This window comes from Acinetobacter sp. ANC 5054, from assembly GCF_002135295.1.
Taxonomy (GTDB): domain Bacteria; phylum Pseudomonadota; class Gammaproteobacteria; order Pseudomonadales; family Moraxellaceae; genus Acinetobacter.
In genome coordinates this window covers 18,859-36,935 of the sequence record NZ_NEGG01000002.1, presented here as the reverse complement: position 1 = coordinate 36,935, position 18,077 = coordinate 18,859, and the positions used below count along the sequence as shown (strand labels likewise).

Annotated in this window: 16 protein-coding genes and 1 pseudogene; 8 read left to right on the top strand and 9 right to left on the bottom strand. The window is 36.9% G+C overall.

Features of this window, described 5'->3' with window-relative positions; all coding sequences use genetic code 11:
* Positions 1 to 132: 132 nt before the first annotated feature.
* The 4 genes from B9T33_RS02480 to prpC all read left to right on the top strand — a co-directional run bounded on the left by B9T33_RS02480 (position 133) and on the right by prpC (position 5,900).
* Positions 133 to 1,968, top strand: a complete 1,836-nt coding sequence (locus B9T33_RS02480) for a DUF1302 domain-containing protein (RefSeq protein ID WP_086177381.1) — start codon at positions 133 to 135, stop codon at positions 1,966 to 1,968.
* Between the two features lie 232 nt (positions 1,969 to 2,200).
* Positions 2,201 to 3,838 (top strand): long-chain fatty acid--CoA ligase, encoded by a 1,638-nt coding sequence (locus B9T33_RS02475; protein ID WP_086177380.1) that lies wholly within the window; start codon positions 2,201 to 2,203, stop codon positions 3,836 to 3,838.
* Positions 3,839 to 3,876: 38 nt separating this feature from the next.
* Positions 3,877 to 4,761, top strand: coding sequence for a methylisocitrate lyase (gene prpB, locus B9T33_RS02470; protein ID WP_086177379.1), 885 nt, complete (start codon positions 3,877 to 3,879; stop codon positions 4,759 to 4,761).
* Positions 4,762 to 4,763: 2 nt separating this feature from the next.
* Complete coding sequence (gene prpC / locus B9T33_RS02465) at positions 4,764 to 5,900, top strand: 2-methylcitrate synthase (protein ID WP_086177378.1); 1,137 nt, start codon at positions 4,764 to 4,766, stop codon at positions 5,898 to 5,900.
* Positions 5,901 to 5,958: 58 nt separating this feature from the next.
* Here the strand turns inward: prpC and B9T33_RS02460 are convergent, their stop codons facing one another.
* Both B9T33_RS02460 and B9T33_RS02455 read right to left on the bottom strand, forming a co-directional pair.
* Positions 5,959 to 6,576: an aminotransferase gene (locus B9T33_RS02460; protein ID WP_086177377.1), complete on the bottom strand. Its 618-nt coding sequence runs from the start codon at positions 6,574 to 6,576 to the stop codon at positions 5,959 to 5,961.
* A 79-nt stretch (positions 6,577 to 6,655) separates the two neighbouring features.
* Positions 6,656 to 7,132, bottom strand: a complete 477-nt coding sequence (locus tag B9T33_RS02455) for a CinA family protein (RefSeq protein ID WP_086177376.1) — start codon at positions 7,130 to 7,132, stop codon at positions 6,656 to 6,658.
* Positions 7,133 to 7,362: 230 nt separating this feature from the next.
* Between B9T33_RS02455 and B9T33_RS02450 the strand changes: the two genes are divergently transcribed.
* Together B9T33_RS02450 and B9T33_RS02440 are read left to right on the top strand one after the other, a co-directional pair.
* On the top strand, positions 7,363 to 7,593 hold the full coding sequence (locus B9T33_RS02450) for a hypothetical protein (RefSeq protein ID WP_086177375.1): 231 nt from the start codon (positions 7,363 to 7,365) through the stop codon (positions 7,591 to 7,593).
* Between the two features lie 581 nt (positions 7,594 to 8,174).
* Complete coding sequence (locus B9T33_RS02440; RefSeq protein ID WP_086177373.1) at positions 8,175 to 8,603, top strand: I78 family peptidase inhibitor; 429 nt, start codon at positions 8,175 to 8,177, stop codon at positions 8,601 to 8,603.
* A gap of 60 nt (positions 8,604 to 8,663) precedes the next feature.
* Here the strand turns inward: B9T33_RS02440 and B9T33_RS02435 are convergent.
* A pseudogene (locus B9T33_RS02435) lies at positions 8,664 to 9,616 on the bottom strand (IS5 family transposase).
* Positions 9,617 to 9,853: 237 nt separating this feature from the next.
* Between B9T33_RS02435 and B9T33_RS02430 the strand changes: the two are divergent.
* The gene (locus tag B9T33_RS02430) at positions 9,854 to 10,267 is read left to right on the top strand and encodes a DNA breaking-rejoining protein (RefSeq protein WP_086177372.1); all 414 of its coding nucleotides are present in this window, start codon (positions 9,854 to 9,856) and stop codon (positions 10,265 to 10,267) included.
* Positions 10,268 to 10,884: 617 nt separating this feature from the next.
* The gene (locus tag B9T33_RS02425; protein WP_086177604.1) at positions 10,885 to 12,156 is read left to right on the top strand and encodes a tyrosine-type recombinase/integrase; all 1,272 of its coding nucleotides are present in this window, start codon (positions 10,885 to 10,887) and stop codon (positions 12,154 to 12,156) included.
* Positions 12,157 to 12,168: 12 nt separating this feature from the next.
* Here the strand turns inward: B9T33_RS02425 and B9T33_RS02420 are convergent, their stop codons facing one another.
* The 6 genes from B9T33_RS02420 to B9T33_RS02395 all read right to left on the bottom strand — a co-directional run bounded on the left by B9T33_RS02420 (position 12,169) and on the right by B9T33_RS02395 (position 18,043).
* A complete protein-coding gene (locus tag B9T33_RS02420; protein ID WP_086177371.1) occupies positions 12,169 to 12,432 on the bottom strand; it encodes a helix-turn-helix domain-containing protein in 264 nt (87 codons plus the stop codon).
* A gap of 140 nt (positions 12,433 to 12,572) precedes the next feature.
* Entirely contained in the window at positions 12,573 to 13,754 is a 1,182-nt protein-coding gene (locus tag B9T33_RS02415; protein WP_086177370.1) for a hypothetical protein, read from the bottom strand.
* A gap of 15 nt (positions 13,755 to 13,769) precedes the next feature.
* Positions 13,770 to 14,447 (bottom strand): ERF family protein, encoded by a 678-nt coding sequence (locus B9T33_RS02410; protein ID WP_086177369.1) that lies wholly within the window; start codon positions 14,445 to 14,447, stop codon positions 13,770 to 13,772.
* Positions 14,447 to 14,800 carry a hypothetical protein gene (locus tag B9T33_RS02405; RefSeq protein ID WP_228145766.1) on the bottom strand — a complete coding sequence of 118 codons (354 nt, stop codon included), beginning with the start codon at positions 14,798 to 14,800 and terminating at the stop codon, positions 14,447 to 14,449. The genes B9T33_RS02410 and B9T33_RS02405 overlap by 1 nt, the downstream gene beginning before the upstream one ends.
* A 282-nt stretch (positions 14,801 to 15,082) precedes the next feature.
* Positions 15,083 to 16,894, bottom strand: a complete 1,812-nt coding sequence (locus tag B9T33_RS02400; RefSeq protein ID WP_086177367.1) for an ATP-binding protein — start codon at positions 16,892 to 16,894, stop codon at positions 15,083 to 15,085.
* 15 nt (positions 16,895 to 16,909) lie between these two features.
* Complete coding sequence (locus B9T33_RS02395) at positions 16,910 to 18,043, bottom strand: DNA cytosine methyltransferase (protein ID WP_086177603.1); 1,134 nt, start codon at positions 18,041 to 18,043, stop codon at positions 16,910 to 16,912.
* Positions 18,044 to 18,077 lie beyond the last annotated feature (34 nt).

The following is an 18,077-nucleotide window of genomic DNA, read 5'->3' as shown; positions in this document are numbered from 1 at the left end:
ACATTTTTTCAGCGGATACATTTTTATAAAGCGGTATTTTCAACTCATCGATTTTAAACAAAGCTGCGTCCAATGATGACCAAGCTGAACAATAAAACAAATCCATTTTTAACATATCGATAAGGAAATGATATGAACGGTTATAAGAAGCGTGTATGTACTCAAAAAAAATTAGCATTATCTGTACAGCGAGCAGGTATGTTGATGTGTACAGCAGCAGTGGTGTCTACGGCTTCCGCCAAAAGTTTTGATTTAAATGAGCAATGGAAATTAGAAACTAAAACGAATCTTAGTTTTGGTCATAGCTGGAGCACACAGGATGCTGACTCAGCTTTATTGTATCGTCCTGATGCATCGAGTATTGGTAAAGAGGGAACAAGTATTGATATTAATGGGGATAATGGGCGTTTAAACTTTGAAAAAGGCGATGCAATTTCACAAATAGTTAAAGGCCTAACTGAATTTCGTTTAAATGGACAGCAGCAAGGTGCGGTTTTGAGCGCAAAATACTGGTATGACCATGCATATGAAACAGGGCGAGGTGACTTCACTTCTTTTGATGATTCAACTTGGCCACGTTTGGCAAAATTTAAAGGTATTGATTTGTGGGATGCCTATATTTGGAAAAACTTTAGTTTTGATAATTCAAAAAATTTAGAACTGAAGCTAGGGAAGCATGCCTTGAATTGGGGGAAATCTCAATTTTTCCAAAACGGAATTAATTCAGTAAATGCTGTGGATTATGCAGCAATGAATCGGCCTGGTGGTGAGGCAAAGGAGCGTATTATCCCTGTAGAAATGTTTTCTTTTTCATTAGCATTAAATGACAAACTTAAAGTAGAAGGTTTTTATCAGTTCAAGTTTCGTCCATCTGTCATTGATGGCTGCGGTACATTCTTTGAAATTTCGGATGTATTTGCTGAAAACTGCGGGCCTTTATTAATTGGTGGGCCTGGTTTTACAACGGATGAAGCGATTAATGGTCCTTTGGATTTTACAGTATCCCGTTTAGCCAGTGAATATGCCAAAGACAGCGGTCAATATGGTGTAGCAATTAAGCAAATTATCCCGCAGTTGAATAATGCCGAGCTTGGTGCATATTTTGCTAATTATCATAGCCGTATGATGCATTTTGACGGCATAGTTGTCACTGCGCCCGGTGCTCAAAATTATCATACTGCGCGCATTCTTTCGGTATATCCCGAAGACATCAAAATGTACGGGCTGAGTCTGACTGGAAAAGTTGGGAAAGTCGCTTATTTCAGTGAGTTAAATTACAAGCCAGATATGCCACTGCATTTTAACAGTACCGATATGGTCTATGCTCAAGCTTTATTTAATGACACGCCACTGACAGCACCGGGGGAGACGCTTGAATTAGGGGAACGGATTAATGGTTATGCACGAGTTCCAGTGACTCAGTTTACACTAGGTGCTGCGACTAATATTCCAAATGTATTGGGCGCAAGTACATTGTCCTTAGTTGGTGAATTAGGCGTAAACCATATTGGTGATACTGATAAGTATCATTTTGGACGAAGCGGTGCATTTGGGCGTAGCGGACTCACGACAGGAGCTTATGATCCAAATGATGTAAATACCTATTGTATTGCACCTAATACGGGGGATTTATCAGATGAAGAGGTTCGTAATTTGAATAAAAAATATTGTAATGATAAAGGTTTCTTTGAGGAATGGTCAGCAGGTTACCGCTTAAGAGCGGCGTTAAATTACAATGATGCGCTACCGCAAACTATTGTGAGTCCAAGTTTAGTATTTAGACATGATGTCAAAGGCTATGGACCAAATTTTCAAGAAGATCAAATTGCAATAAGCGCAGGTGTTTCTGCTACCTATCAACAAAAATATACTGCTGAATTGTCATATACCAATTTCTTTGGCTCAAATGAATTCAGCGTATTAGACGACCGTGATTTTGCATCTCTAGTGTTTAAAATGAATTTTTAATTCATGAAACTGCTGTGCTGTTTATTCTGCCGAGATTATTGATTTGATCTCGGTTTTTTATTGCATGAATTGTACATTTTATCTCCATTGTGTGTCCAAATGATAAGGATTTGTCGTGAAAAGATAAATGGAGGAACACAAAACTGGGTAATTTAAGGGGCAGATGACCGCCAAATAGCAGTCTAAGGATACCAATAAATTAGTCTAAACAATGTGAATAGGGATGTTTTAGATGATCGGAAATATGATGTTTCAGCCACTGCTAATTAGTAGCCTTATTGAGCATGCCGCGCAGTATCATGCCGATACCGCAATTATTTCTAAAAATACAGATGGCTCCATAACTGAAACGAATTGGGGGGAAATTGCAAAAAATTCAAAACGTTTTGCAAATGTTCTTCAGTCTTTTGGCTTAACGGTCAGTGATCGTGTTGCTACGATCGCATGGAATAACCATCGCCATATAGAGACTTGGTATGGGATCTCAGGCAGCGGTTTAGTTTGTCATACGATTAATCCAAGATTATTCCCTGAACAGCATAAATACATTGTAAATGATGCCAATGATAAGGTATTGATTTTCGATAAAACATTTTTAAATTTAGTGTTATCTATTAAGGACTCGCTTTTATCTGTAGAAGAATACATTTGTCTCGATGCATATAATGAAGAAATTCATCGCGCCTTCCCAGAAGTCTTATTTTATGACGATTTAATTGCAAAGCAGAGTGATGTCTTTGAATGGCCAGATCTGGATGAAACCAAGGCCAGTTCTCTGTGCTATACCTCTGGAACCACAGGAAATCCGAAAGGGGTTTTGTATAGCCACCGTTCAACAGTTTTACATAGCTATGCAGCTAGTCTACCGGACTCGTTTCATTTTTCGGCACAAGATCGAATTATGCCAGTGGTCCCAATGTTCCATGTGAATGCTTGGGGTACGCCATATTCTGCGGCAATGGTGGGATGCAGTATGGTTTTACCGGGGCCAATGCTAGATGGCGAAAGTTTGGTTAATTTAATAGATCAATATAAAGTCACCAATGCTTTAGGTGTGCCGACCATTTGGCAAGGGCTGTTAAATGCAGCTTATCAGTCTGGCAGCAAACTTGAAAGTTTGGTCCGCAATATTGTCGGCGGTGCAGCTTGTCCGCCGTCTATGCTGAAAGCATTTAAAGATGACTTTAATTGTGAAACGATTCACGCGTGGGGCATGACGGAAACCAGTCCTTTGGGTGTCGTCAATCAATTGAAAGCAAAACATATTGAACTTAATGCGTCTGACAAATTTAAGCTTCGCTTTGCTCAAGGTCGTCCGCCGTATGGTGTCAGCGTACGCGTTTGTCAGGATGAAATGGGTACAGTCGAGTCAGCGCGTGATGGTCATTTATCAGGGCATTTACAGATTAAAGGTCACTGGATTGTAGAATCTTACTTTGATGCATTTAAGCATAGTCTGACGGAAGATGGCTGGTTTGATACAGGTGATATCGCCACACTTAATGAAGATGGTTATATGCAGATCTGCGACCGCTCTAAGGATTTAATTAAATCTGGTGGAGAGTGGATTTCTTCTGTCGAGCTAGAAAATATTGCGATTGCACATCCAGAATTAGAGATGGTTGCCGTGATTGCTGCGACACATCCAAAGTGGGATGAGCGACCAATTTTAATTGCGAAAAAATTAATTGAAAGCAGCATTTCTGAAACAGAAATATTGGACTTCTATTCAAATAAAATCGCCAAATGGCAAATTCCTGACAAAGTGATTTTTGTAGATACAATTCCTGTGGGCGGGACTGGAAAAATTTTAAAGAAAGACTTACGTGAAACGTATGGTTCAATTTTATTGAACAACGTTGTTGCCTAACGATTTAACATTCACAACTGATATTCATGGAAAGGAATATGACACAACAAACATCTGCAGGCTTAAGATTTAGACAAGCACTGGAAGTAGAAAAACCATTACAAATCATTGGGACGGTAAATGCCTATGCCGCGATGATGGCCAAAGAAGTTGGCTATAAAGCAATTTATTTATCTGGTGCAGGTGTTGCGAACTATTCATACGGTTTACCTGACTTGGGTATGACCAGTCTAGACAATGTACTTGAAGATGTGCGTCGTATTACTGAGCGTGTTGATACGCCACTTTTAGTGGATATTGATACTGGTTGGGGTGGTGCGTTTAACATTGCACGTTCTGTGAAACAAATGATTGCAGCTGGCGCGGCAGCCGTACATATTGAAGACCAAGTGGCACAAAAACGATGTGGTCACCGTCCAAATAAAGAAATCGTTTCACAACAAGAAATGGTTGACCGTATTAAATCTGCGGTAGATGCAAAGACTGACTCAAATTTTGTTGTAATGGCACGTACAGATGCTTTGCAAAAAGAAGGTCTGCAAGCAGTGATTGATCGTGCATGTGCATGCGTAGAAGCAGGTGCTGATGCGATTTTTGCTGAAGCGATGACCGATATCACCATGTATAAAACAGTATGCGATGCGGTTGGTGTACCCGTATTGGCCAACATTACCGAATTTGGCGATACCCCGTATTACACCAAAGAAGAATTAGGTGAACAAGGCATTTCGATGGTGCTATATCCATTGTCAGCGACACGTGCAATGCAAAAAGCAGCATTAGAAGTGATGCATGCAATTCGCAATGATGGTACACAAGTAAATGTATTAGACAAAATGCAGCAACGCAAAGAACTCTATCAATTCCTTGATTACCACACATTTGAAAACACATTAGATAAACTCTTCACTGAAGGAAAATAAAAATGGCTGAAGGAAAAGTACTCACGGGCGCAGGATTGCGCGGACAAGTTGCAGGTAAAACAGCATTGTCAACTGTAGGCAAAAGTGGTGCGGGCTTAACCTATCGTGGTTATGACGTTCAAGACTTGGCGGAAAATTGCCAATTTGAAGAAGTTGCGTACCTGATTTTCTTTGGTGAATTACCAACGACAGAACAACTCAAAGCTTATAAAGCCAAGCTGAAATCACTACGTCAATTGCCACAGGCATTGAAAGAAGTACTTGAGCGCATTCCTGCTGACTCACACCCTATGGATGTGATGCGTACAGGCGTTTCAATGTTGGGTAATCTTGAAACTGAAAAATCATTTGATGAGCAGCAAGATGTAGCCGATCGCATTTTAGCGACACTCCCTGCAATTATTTGCTACTGGTACCGTTTCAGCCACGATGGCGTGCGTGTAGAAGAAAACACCGATGATGATTCAATCGGTGCGCAATTCCTGCACTTACTTCGCGGTGAAAAACCAAATGAATTGCATGAACAAGTGATGAATGTATCGTTAATTCTGTATGCAGAGCATGAGTTTAACGCGTCTACATTTACAGCGCGTGTATGTGCTTCAACACTATCAGACATGCATTCATGTATTACTGGTGCGATTGGTTCACTGCGTGGTCCATTACACGGTGGTGCGAACGAAGCTGCGATGGAAATGATCGAAAACTGGACGTCACCTGAAGAAGCTGAGCGTGAAATGCTCGGCAAATTGGAACGTAAAGAAAAGATCATGGGCTTTGGTCATGCGATTTATAAAGACAATGACCCACGTAACGGCATCATCAAAATCTGGTCTGAGCGCCTAGCAAAAGACGTAGGTGATACCGTACTTTATCCAGTCTCTGTACGCTGTGAAGAAGTGATGTGGCGCGAGAAGAAATTATTCTGTAATGCAGACTTCTTCCATGCATCGGCATATCACTTCATGGATATTGCAACTAAGTTATTCACGCCGATCTTTGTGATGAGWCGTGTCACAGGATGGGCTGCACACGTGATGGAGCAGCGTGCCGACAACCGTATTATCCGTCCAAGTGCGGATTATACAGGCCCTGAGTTACGTAAAGTTGTACCAATTGCTGAACGTTCAGCCGCTTAAGTACTGTAAATTTAAAAAGCCTCTTCGGAGGCTTTTTTTATACAAAAATAATGGACTCTTATTTCGATAAAAGTACTGGATCTTCAACGGTATACCCAGTTTCAAATGGAATACCTAGATATTTTACAGTCACCAAACGGTAAGGAAGCTGTGCGATTTTATAAGTTTTAGAAATATTAATACCTTCTTTATAGGTTTCAGCGGATTGAACTGAACTTTTATACTGAAAACTTTTGACTTGATATTGATAGTTCCATTTATCAATCGTCTCACTGGGATCGTACCAAGACTTGGCTGTGCCATTCATTGTTGTAATCAGTTGAATTTGTGCATTACTATTACTAATTGGAGTCAACTTAATTAATCGCTTTTTTATATTAGCGATGCTTTTATCAAATTGAGTGCTGTCTTGGTCATAATCAATTCGTTTTGTTACCGGATTAATATAAAGCGATCTTACTGTAATTAACTGTGTGGGTTTTTTGCTATTTAATTGATAATAATAAAGTTGTGGTAAGCGACCTCGACCGTCTTCAAAATGTCGCATCAAATAAATTTTTTGATCCTTGGAGTCATAACCAAGGACTTCAATATTTTGTGGTCCGCCAACCGTAGCAAAAACTGAGCATGAGAGTACTGAAAATAGCGCAAAACTAGAGAATTGACGAAAAAGCATAGCTAGCGCTCCTATAATATTATTTATTTACATTATCATAGGCTTGGATAAACAATAAAATATGAATTTTGTGTATCGTTTACCCAGCATTTAACAAAGTTAATATATTTTCAGCAACGTGCTCGGTTAATATATTTAAACGATCTAAAGGTGTTCCTGAAATAGAATAATCATAATTAAAAATTTGATAATTATAATAAATTGAAATATAAAATGTGCCTTCAGGCTTCTCTATAGTTGCACTACCGCCAGGTTTTAGTAGTCCTGTACACGCCACCACAAAATTTGCATGGCTAAAAAGTAACTTGCCTTGTTTGGCCATGGCTTCCGTAACTTCTTGGGATTCAGCTGTATATTGCTCAATCAATTTAGGACTGACTTTTAGGATTTCTCGTTTGATTGAAGGATCATAGCTGATCAGTCCACCAAGTAAGATATCTGCACCACTATTTTTATAAATAGAAAATTGACTACAAAGATATCCTGAACTGGCACTTTCAATAAAAGCCACCGTTAAATTTCTTTGTTCTAAAGCATCACAGCACTGTTTAAGCATCGAACTTCCCCTAAAGTGTAATATCAAATCTTAATTTTTGAGTTTAATTTTAACATTCATAACGGCTTAATAGCTGATACAAATTAAATTTGGACGGTTTGTACGAATTTTAGGAACAAAACAAACTGATTGATTAGTCCATAAACGAAATTACGAATTAAAGGTTTCATCCAAAGAGAAACGATGTTAAAACTTAAAATAAAGAGCGTATCAAAAGTGGGTTTATTTCAATGAAAACGATTGTTAAATATGTAGTATTAAAAAGCCTAGACTATCAATTAGGCACGCCACTTTTTCAAGAAGAACTTGATGCGGAGGGTTCGTATTTTGATCAAATTCCATCAGTGATCCAATATCAAAACCATCAATTCAAAGTGAAAAGCAAAGAATTAAAACGTATATTTTTAGCTGAAGAGAATGAAGATACACAAACGATTATCGTTAAAGTCTTAGCTATTTAATTGTTAAATAAGAAATACTCTCATTATTAAATGGGAGTATTTATTATTTTTTTATATAGTAAGATAAGTATATTAATCGATAACTATTTTATAATAAAATAAAAGTATATTATTTGATCATTTAATTGTTTTTAATGTGGTTGATTGCAAATTCGTCGCTTTTTTATCAACATAGCCAAGAATATTTACTATAATTAATTCGTTATATTGTTTGGTGTTGAATTAATGGATTTTTTAAAATTTTTCAAAAGTTTTAATACAACTGGCACTTATCTTGCCTTTTCTTTTGTTTTTTTGATATTTCTAGTAATTTATTTCTATTTTGTTGAACCAATTTAAAATATTGGTTTAAAAAATATAATCAAATTCCAAGAGATTTAATCGCCTTAACTTGATTTTATTTGAAATTATTCCCCTTTTTTTATGTAACTGATTTTCATTATTTTATAACGATTCATAAGTTTTAAATTTAATATGAATCATAAATGTTGGTCAAATAGGGTAGTTTAATTTTAAGTTGGTTGTATTGTATTTCACGCTTGCTTAAATGTTTCGCAGCATATTCTAAAGAAGGAATTATAATGAAAAAATTGTTATACATTTTTGTATTTACATTGGGCTCTGTAGGCTGTACCGCGAGCAAGCCTCAATCAAATCCTAATCTTTCTTTAGCTAATCCCGCTAGTGTGTATTGTCAGCAACATGGAGGTAAATCAATCATTCAACATACAACTCAAGGTGATGTTGGGTTATGTAAACTTACGAATGGTAGTGTTGTTGATGAGTGGGAGTTATTCAGAAAGGGTCAGACTAATTGTGAGCCTGAGCTAGCTAAGATTTTAATAGGTCAAAAAAATTTAACAGAGCTCCAAATTCAACAAATTTCAAAAGCTTCAATTGTTCGAATAGTGAAACCAGGACAACCTGTGACTATGGATTATCGTGTTGAGCGTGTTACGGTGAGTGTTAATCCGATTAATAAAGTGATTATGAATGCTTCGTGTGGGTAAATGCAAAGGGCTTTGTTGCATAAATCCTTTAAAGGTAAATTTCTCCTAAATTGCTAAAATTTAAGTTACAACTTGGGTATGAGGTCTGCCTAATTCAGTAAATTTATTTAATATGGCTATGCGTGCATGGATCTCATTCACTTGACTAGGAAAACTCATTGCCGTTAATTTCTCACCTGAGAAGCACTGCTTCGTAAGATTTGATGCAATGCATCTTGGTTTCGACCAAGCTTCGGCAATGATAGCCTGACTATTTTTTCCATAGTGTTCTGCCTACATGTTTAACTATTCGAAGTAATTCATTTATCTCCTGAGAATGTACTTTTGTATCTTTCCAATGTCTTGCATTTTTTCTGGGTGGAATCACTGCATTCGCTTAACGATCTGAAATAACCTGACGACATCGTTTTGTATCATAAGCCCCGTCTGTATAGACTGAATCAATTCGTTCATTCTGGGGAATTTGAGCAAGTAAATCATCTAGTGCTTGTGAATCACTGACATTATTTGTGGTGAGTTGTACTGCACGTATTTGCAGGGTTTCTGCATCTATAGCAAAATGAAGCTTACGCCATTGGCGACGATATTCAGGTCCATGTTTCTTTCGTTTCCATTCACCTTCACCTAAAAACTTCAAGCCAGTAGAGTCCACGAGTAGAAGGAGACCATCACGACTTTTTTTGATAGCCAATAGCAAAATTAATAAGCTTTTGCATTCTACAAAGCGTAGTGTAATTTGGGGCTGTCTAGTCTAATCCGTAAAGTTTAATCAGACTTTGAACAAAGCCTGTAACCATCTGTAGAGAGAGCCGAATGAGAGATTTGATCATTAAACAGCATTGAATAGCTGTATCGGAGTAAGTTTGATTTCGGCCTTGTTTGCCTTGTGATTGTGCAGTACCACTGCATCTTTGGATCAAACTAAATTGTGAAATATTGCCTCGGTTAATTAAAGCTTGATTATAAGAGGATCAATTGGTTATACGATAAATTTTAGGGGCAAGCTTATTCATTTTGAAAGTATATTGTTAAAAAAAGCTTTAACAATAGGTTTGTGCAACAAAGCCAGTTTTAGAGAGTGAAATAAAAAAATCTCAACCACATCAATAACATACCAAAGTAAATAGACCAATCTTGTTGATTGGATTGATCATGATATCCGTACGTCTTACGATATAAATGATAAATCATTGTTGATGTTTGGAATTTCACATGATTTAAAATGACTAGTTTTAAAATGGTATACAGTGATGAAAAAAATAACTTTGTTAGGTTCAATAATCTTAGCTTTGTCCGCGGTTTCACTAAGCGTATCTGCCACGCCTGTAAAACCTATTCAGTTTGCAAAAGGTGCAATAGGTACTACAGTTGCAGGGTCATTTAAGGGCTATGACGATATTCAGTATAGTTTGAATGCTAAAGCTGGGCAGACTTTAAGCTATAAGCTGACAAGCAATCATGATTTAGCCCAAATCAATATATATGCTCCTGGTGATAAACCTGGAAAAGCAGAAGCTTTAGTGATTGGATCTACAACAGAAACATCTGGAAAATTCAAGCTGCCAAAATCAGGAAATTATTTGATTCAGATCTATCAAATGAGAAATACGGCACGTAATAATAGAACGGTTAATTATAAATTGCATGTTGAAGTAGTTCGCTAAACACGTTATTAACAATAAAGTCCTTAATCTTGGCAGACTAGGAGCTTTGCTCTAAGTCTTCTAAGGAGATTAGAAAGTATTCTTAAGTAATAGTTTTTTGAAAAGGGCTAATCGTAAGAGATTGGCCTTTTCTTATGTTTGAACTATAGACACTTCCACATGCAAGATACAGATTATTGAAGTAAGGAAGAGACCGCCTTCGGGTGATTTTTTATTTATGAGAGAAACAGTGATAAAATTGTGAAAATTAATGAGTTTTTAGAGAAGTCTACAAAAAATCAAAAAAATTATATTTTTGCAATTTGTAGACTATTGAGTTACAGATATAGCCAAATGAGTGCAAACTTATACAATCTTTAAATTTATTAAGTGATTGAAAATACAAGTGAATACAACCTGATGCAATCAATTCCAATCCAGTCCAAACTAGGTGGATTCTACTTTTTTTATAGCACTATTGTGGGCTTACATAAAATAATATAATAAATAAAAACAAATACTTAAATTAAAAAATTATCGGTTAAAATTATTAAAAATTGCCGATGTATACGATTTGTATACTCTCCCAAAAAATAATTTAATTCTCGTTTTTAGCGGGATGGGTTAAGTCTATGAGCATCAAAATTAATAAGCAATACGTAGATGAATTAGAGTTCACGACATCAGGGCAAAAAATTTATCGTGACAGTGAACTTACTGGCTTTTGTATAAGGGTAACACCTAACAGTAAAACTTTTATTGTCGACAAAAAGTTCAACAATAAATTGTATAGAATCGTCATTGGCACTCTAGAAAATATTACTGCTGCGGGAGCGAGAAAGAAAGCACAGATCATTTTGGCTCAAATTTATAATGGCCAATACGAACATAAAATGAAAAGTAATGAGGATGGTTTCAATCCACTGAATCTCACTGTAGGTGATGCTCTGGAAATTTATCTAAGTAAGAATGCCTTTAAGCCTAAAACAGTAAGGCAATACAATAAGTATATAGATCTGTATGTGAAGGGTTGGAGAGAGCGAAAAATTTTCGAAATTTCCAAAGACGAATTGCTGAATAAGTTTTTAGATGCAACAGAAGTGAGTCCATCCAGTGCGAATGGTGCAGTTTCTTTGGTTGGTACACTCTGGAAGTATATGCATGTACTTTATTCAACTAACGAAAATCCAATTCTCAAATCAAACCCTGTAGATGTGATTTCAGTAACGATTGGATGGAATAAAATTGCACCCCGTGAGCGTTACCTCAGTAAAGATGTAATCTTTAAATATTATCAGGCGGTTATGAATTATTTTAATGAGCTGAACTTAGAAGATACTGCTCGTAGTAACACCCACCGAGATATCATTTTATTTGTCATGTATACGGGCTGTCGTCGTGTAGAGGCTTGTAGCTTACGTTGGGATAATGTGGATCTAGAAAATGGTACCGTCGCATTTAACAATACCAAAAATGGTAAAAGTCATTTACTACCTTTAGGTGAACATCTCATTTCAATATTAAAAGCAAGATTTTTGCTTAAGGAAAATGATTGGGTATTCCCAGCGACCAAGTTGCCTACTTCATGGAATATACATGCAACGACTATCGATCGCACATTAAAAGAAATTGGTGATCAGGTTGGATTTTATGTGTCTACACATGACTTCCGAAGGACGTTCGCCACATTGTGCAATTTATTAAGATTTAATATTTATGTGACTAAGCGCCTACTGAACCATACTGCAAAGCCTCGAGTAGATGTTACTGGTGGCTATGTGCAAATCCCATTGGAGGAATTGCGCGTATGTATGAATATGATTGAAGGCGTTTATCAGCAAAAAATTGATTGTTTTAATTATGAAAATGTATGGAATAGTCGATTAGATGAGTTGAAAAAGGCGGGATAACCCGCCTTAGTATTAATATTGAGCCGTATTCGTGACTGTTTTAGACTCAAGATAAGCCATCACATCTTTTTTCTTGTAGGCAATTCGTTGGCCAATCTTTGAAAACGGAAGTGATTGATCTTCACAGCGCATCTTGGCCAAAGTCCAAGGAGAACATTGAAGATAAAGTGCGACGACTTCCTGAGGGAAAAGCTGTTCTTCATGTGCATTCAGAAACCGCTCTAAGACCAAATTTTTCTCATCGTCTGATGCTTTTGAATATGTTCTTAATGTCATGCCTTATCTCCAAGTAGCTTCCTTAAATTTTGCATCGATGATGAGCTCTTCAATTTCACCAGCACCTACATTGTTAAATATGTGAGTCATTTTTGCTCCGTATACAGTCAGTATTCGAGTGATTGTTGAGTATTTGAATTTCATTGAGCAGCCTCGCTTACTTGATTCTCAAGCTCGAAGCGACGCTTTTTAACATAGTCCATTAATTTTGGTTGAATTTCAGGACTACGCGCTGAAACATCAATTTCCAAAGCATTTAATGCCGTTAAGTCTGGTGCATTTTGAATCTGAACCATCAGTGAAGGTGGAGTCTTTATTTCTGCTTCCGTAGGTGCAAGCTCACGGAGGCGCTTATGAATAGCATCCAACAATGGTTTGCGCTGTGCTTCAGTCCAGTTGCGTGTATAGCCGGTAAGGGCGGTGGCTTCTCTAGGCGATGGAGCATTTGTTGCACGTGTTAGTAGATCATTTAAAAGATTTTGATAGTCAGCCTCAGCTGAATCACAAGCTAACTTTTTATCTGCTGCTAACTTTTCAGCCTCAATCTGCAAACTTTTAAGTTCTTCAACACTTAAGTTGTCAGCCGTATGGTTTGGCTTAGGGGTGTATTGCTTAGGATCTAGTTCAAGTAGCTTGTCCTCAGTTAATTTACACAAGTGCTGAGTGTGTTCACGTTCCAAGTGACCATTAGCCATGAACACCGGTCGTAAGGCCAAGACCGCGTCATTGGTGTTACATGCATTAATTTGCATTGTGAACTTTTCAACCAGTTTCACTGGATCAGTTTCAATTTCTTCAACTGCAGATTGCTTAAATGGCTTTTCTTCAACATCATTTGCTGTTTGAGTTTGAACCTTATTTGATTCGTCAATTTTAGATTTACGCGTGCGTTTTTTAGATTGCTCTGGTATATCAATAACATTCGATGTACGGTATTCACGGTCGAATAGCTTACAAAAAGCTTCGGCTTGTAACTTGGCGTTTTCCAAATCACGTTGTGCAAAGCCTCGAGCAATTGATTGATTCAAAATTTCATGGCATTCCACATATTTATAGTGATGAATTTCACCGCTGGCCTGGACAATATAAATATCATCACCAACCTGAACTTCATCCAGCTTAAGAGGTTTAGTAAAGGTGATGCCTGCAACTTCTATAGTTTCAATTTTGATGCAAAACTCATAACCCTCTTTAGCAAAAATTGTCGCTGGAAATTGATCCAAGTCATTAAAATTTAGCATGTCACCAACAGGGCGACACATAACATGCTTACCAGCCATTAGTGCTTCATATGCAAGAGAGCTCGTAATAATATTATTCATTTATAGTTCACTCCCTTAATGTCGAACATTACTTTGCTGTTGATGATTATTTTGCTGTGGAGGCGCTTCCGACCAATCCATCTGATCCGCACGAGCACGACATGCCTGACGAATTTGATTGTTGAATTTAGTATTACCAAAGGTATTAATGGCTTTATCTAAAGTTTCAGGCTTCTTCGCATTTCGAATAGATACCAACGCATCTTGATAGCGCTGATCTAACGGCTTTTGCTGTGCAGTGTTTACCGGAGCTGATTGACGCTGCTGACCTTGATTGGATTGGCCTCGGTTGGACTGCTGGTTTACTTGGTTATGATATTCATCAGTGTCATAGTCTTTTGTGTCGTCAATTAGGAACATGCCGTTAAGCGCATATTTCCTTGCATACGAACTAGAGGTACCAAATGTCTGTGCTACATCCATACCTTTCTTTTCAATTTCCACTCCAGCATGTGCCGTGACAACAGTTTCTTTACCCTCAGCATCTGTAAAAACTACTTTGGCAGTAACCACCACCACTGGACCAACTTGCTGAACTTCATCAGTGATAATTAACGTGGAGTTTGTGGCCTGGAGTAGTGGTTTAACAGCTTCAAGGATATCTTCGCAGCTACGGTAGTGAAATTTACCGAAATTGTTGTACTTACTTTTTGGTGCTTTAAGTTCTAACTGGATTTGTTGTAAGGCATTCATCACACTTCTCCCAACAAACGGTTTTTAATCATGTGCTGCACCAACATTTCATTGATGTTGCGGTGGTCGTTGTAGTCCGTGAAGTCGGGGAATGGATTGCCGTATTCATCAGTGATGTGATCTACAGATAGCTGGGTAATTTCAGCCGTATCAAATTCACTACCGGGTACGCCGTAACTGTCTTCAAATGGTTCAAAGTCAAAGCTTACGTCTAGGGTGAAGTTATCTAAACGGATAACAGCACTACCTGAAGTTTTGGAAGTGAGTTCCATTGCAGCGACGGTAGTAACTTCAGGAATGCTTTTGTTAAGCGCTTGAGTATTGGTAGCATGAGGTTTGTAGGCGAATGCCAATGCACCGATTGTTACGGTTGCAGCGACAAGTGTTACCTTGAGGCTATTGAAAGGGGTTAATGTTTTGTTCATACTTATCTCGCAGGTTTCTGTAAAAGCGCACGGGTTTCTCAGGTCAGTGCGCTTTTTTGTTGTCTGTGAGATAAATATGAACCAATAGTTCAATTTAGTCAAGAACCAATAGTTCTGTTTTGGCGGTAGATCTATAAGTTTTAATTAAAATAATATCTTTAAGAACCATTAAGCCTAAAATTGTAGGCTTAATGGTTATAGAAATGGGCTTTACTTAATACTTTTTAAGGTATGCATTTCCATAATGTGTGCAATTACGGGTTGTAATTTATTAAATTTATAAACAACATCAATCCCATTTAAGGTTGCATAATCTTTATCATGTTTGTTGAAATTTCCTTCATGCATAAACCATTCAAATTGTTTTTTAATTACTTTGATTTCTTCTTTATCAGAAAATGGATAATGTTGGAGCTTACCATTAAAATATCCACTAAAATTGTCACCACTATACGCTTTATCTATTCTAGCTAGACTATCTAGAAATGACCAAATCCCGACGATTGTTAATAAAGTATGTTGTTGTGGATCAATATCCAAAAGAGACTTATATAAGTTATTAAATTTAGCTATATCTAATCTGTTGATCATTTTAACTAATGGTTCATACTCAACTATTGACTTGGCTAGCTGAGGTTTTTTAAGTCTTTCTTTTCGTATTTTCTCTTTTCGCTCAGTTTCCGTTTCAACTCCAGCATCTGTTCCAGACTCGGTATCTGCTCCAGCATCTGTTCCAGACTCGGTATCTGCTCCAGCATCTGTTCCAGACTCGGTATCTGCTCCAGCATCTGTTCCAGACTCGGTATCTGCTCCAGCATCTGTTCCAGACTCGGTATCTGCTCCAGCATCTGTTCCAGACTCGGTATCTGCTCCAGCATCTGTTCCAGACTCGGTATCTGCTCCAGCATCTGTTTCTGTCTTCACATCCTTATTTTTTATATAGCGATTCTTAATTTCAGATCGGTAATTATCAGCAATAGGCTGAATTTCTTCAATTACATCTAAAAAGAGGGAAGCATCTTCTCTCATTGCACTTTTAGCAGTATTCCAAGGTAAATTACTAGGATCTTTAGATGTGAAACGAACTAAACACACAAAACCATTATATTCAGAGTGCCATTTTGTTTTCCAGCCATGTTTTTGTTCAGTACTAGATTTGACAATCACGCGGTCATTACAAATAAAGTAAATACCAAAGTCATTTGTTAGCTTTCTATTAATACTTAAAGAATATTTACTTTCAGTAGGGAAATAATATTGCTCATGAATTCCAGATTCAATAGTTACATTTACATCACCAAAAGTTAAAGGAGTTGTTTTAGGTAAAAATTTACCGTCTGTCCTTAAACTTGGTATGCTGTTTTTTAATGATAGTAATACATCTTTATCTAAATAGCGTAGGCTGACACTAAATCCTTTTGAAAAATAAATAGAATATCTGTCTTGTAACCCTTGGATGGCTTTATCTATCCATTTTTTGTTGAGTATGTCTTTTTTAACTTCATCTTTAAGTTCACTAACGGCAAAGAAAGTATAGGGTTTGCCTGTTGAATTAGTAATTTCAGCAATAAGATTTTTTTTAATACCGAAACTGTGATTATCAAAATTGGCAACATAGCATTCTTGACCATTATCAATTTTAAAACTGTATTTATTTCCTATTTTTAATAGAGATCTTTTTAAACCTATGCCATATTGACCAATACCATAATCATGATTTGATGGTTCAGCAATTACAAAGGTTTTATTAATTAGTGATTCTTTTGAAACTCCAAAACAATTATCTGTAATTGAAAAATAGTTTTCTTTAATATCAATATATACTTCATAGCCTTTATAGCTTTTGGGTAATCCAAACTTATCAAGCTCATTTTTATTTTTTAAAAAAAGATCATTTCTAGCTGCGTCAATAGAATTATCAATTAAATCATATATTGCTTCTAAAGTTGAAACATCCTTTGTTAGGATTAGTTCAATGAAATTTGCAGAAGTGCCTATTTTAAGTTCTAATTGCTTAGTCATAATTTCCTCAAAACCTTAAGCTGATTTCTTAAGTAATTTATTTTCAAGATTCGCATATATAATGGTAAGAATTTTATTGGATACGATTGGAGAGACACTATTTCCTATCATTCTAAAGCTGTGCCATTTTGTTGGATGAAATGTAAACCAGTCTGGGAACCCTTGTAGTCGAGCTGCTTCTCTAACAGTAATTACGCGCCCCTCTTCAGGGTGTAAAGGTCTCACTGCTTGATGACTCCCTTTATCTGAGCCAGTGCCTGCTCTTAATGTAGGGCATAAACCATCCCATGCTAATTTTTTTGAGCGGCTGATTGGATCAGTTTTTCCCGGAATAATACTTTTATACCTTTCTTTAACTTTTCCATTATGTATGGTTTCGAAGTAACCAGAAGTGTTATGAAATTTTAATTCAAGCTTTGCTTCATTTGTACCTAACCCTTTAGGAGGTTGCTCTCTCATAATGAGAGCATACTTAGATAAATTGTTGTTAAATCTATATGGTGAGAATCCAAAATCATTAGAATCTTTCGATTGTAAAATAGGAGATGATAAATCTGAAATGGCATCTGCTACGGTAGTAGTAGGCTCATTAAATACAAAATCTTCTTTTGATAATGTTTTCATCCGCTTTGGATCATATCCAATAACAATCACACGTTTTCGCGTAGTAGGTGCTCCACATTTTGAAGCGTCAATAATAATTGGATCTAATATTTTATATCGTTTATCGACTATTGATATCGCTTTGTCCAGCTGTGGGCGATTATTTCGGTCCATTAAACCTTCAACATTTTCCATTACAAAAAATTTAGGTAATAGAATATTAACATGCCTAAAAAACTCATCTAAAAGTTTACGTCTAGGATCATTAATATCTCCGGCACCCATTCGACTATAACCTTGGCACGGTGGGCCGCCGATTACACCATCAATTTCAATGTTATTAGTTATTTCTTTCCAATCGACATCATTGATTTTAGTTAAATCTGTATTAATGACTTTAGTATTGGGAAAGTTGTTTTTGTAAGCAGATTGTAAAGTTGGATCAATATCAATAGCTGCAACTGAATGAAATCCCGCTAACTCTCCGCCTAAGCCGAATCCCCCACAGCCACAGAAGAGGTCAACTAATGTTGGCTTCTTATTCAAAATTTCATACCCCAAAAATAGAATTTCAAAACTA

Coding starts and splice junctions, on each gene's coding strand:
- B9T33_RS02480 (WP_086177381.1), top strand. CDS start 133: ATGAACGGTTATAAGAAGCGTGTATGTACTCAAAAAAAATTAGCATTA.
- B9T33_RS02475 (WP_086177380.1), top strand. CDS start 2,201: ATGATCGGAAATATGATGTTTCAGCCACTGCTAATTAGTAGCCTTATT.
- prpB (WP_086177379.1), top strand. CDS start 3,877: ATGACACAACAAACATCTGCAGGCTTAAGATTTAGACAAGCACTGGAA.
- B9T33_RS02460 (WP_086177377.1), bottom strand. CDS start 6,576: ATGCTTTTTCGTCAATTCTCTAGTTTTGCGCTATTTTCAGTACTCTCA.
- B9T33_RS02455 (WP_086177376.1), bottom strand. CDS start 7,132: ATGCTTAAACAGTGCTGTGATGCTTTAGAACAAAGAAATTTAACGGTG.
- B9T33_RS02450 (WP_086177375.1), top strand. CDS start 7,363: ATGAAAACGATTGTTAAATATGTAGTATTAAAAAGCCTAGACTATCAA.
- B9T33_RS02440 (WP_086177373.1), top strand. CDS start 8,175: ATGAAAAAATTGTTATACATTTTTGTATTTACATTGGGCTCTGTAGGC.
- B9T33_RS02430 (WP_086177372.1), top strand. CDS start 9,854: ATGAAAAAAATAACTTTGTTAGGTTCAATAATCTTAGCTTTGTCCGCG.
- B9T33_RS02420 (WP_086177371.1), bottom strand. CDS start 12,432: ATGACATTAAGAACATATTCAAAAGCATCAGACGATGAGAAAAATTTG.
- B9T33_RS02415 (WP_086177370.1), bottom strand. CDS start 13,754: ATGAATAATATTATTACGAGCTCTCTTGCATATGAAGCACTAATGGCT.
- B9T33_RS02410 (WP_086177369.1), bottom strand. CDS start 14,447: ATGAATGCCTTACAACAAATCCAGTTAGAACTTAAAGCACCAAAAAGT.
- B9T33_RS02400 (WP_086177367.1), bottom strand. CDS start 16,894: ATGACTAAGCAATTAGAACTTAAAATAGGCACTTCTGCAAATTTCATT.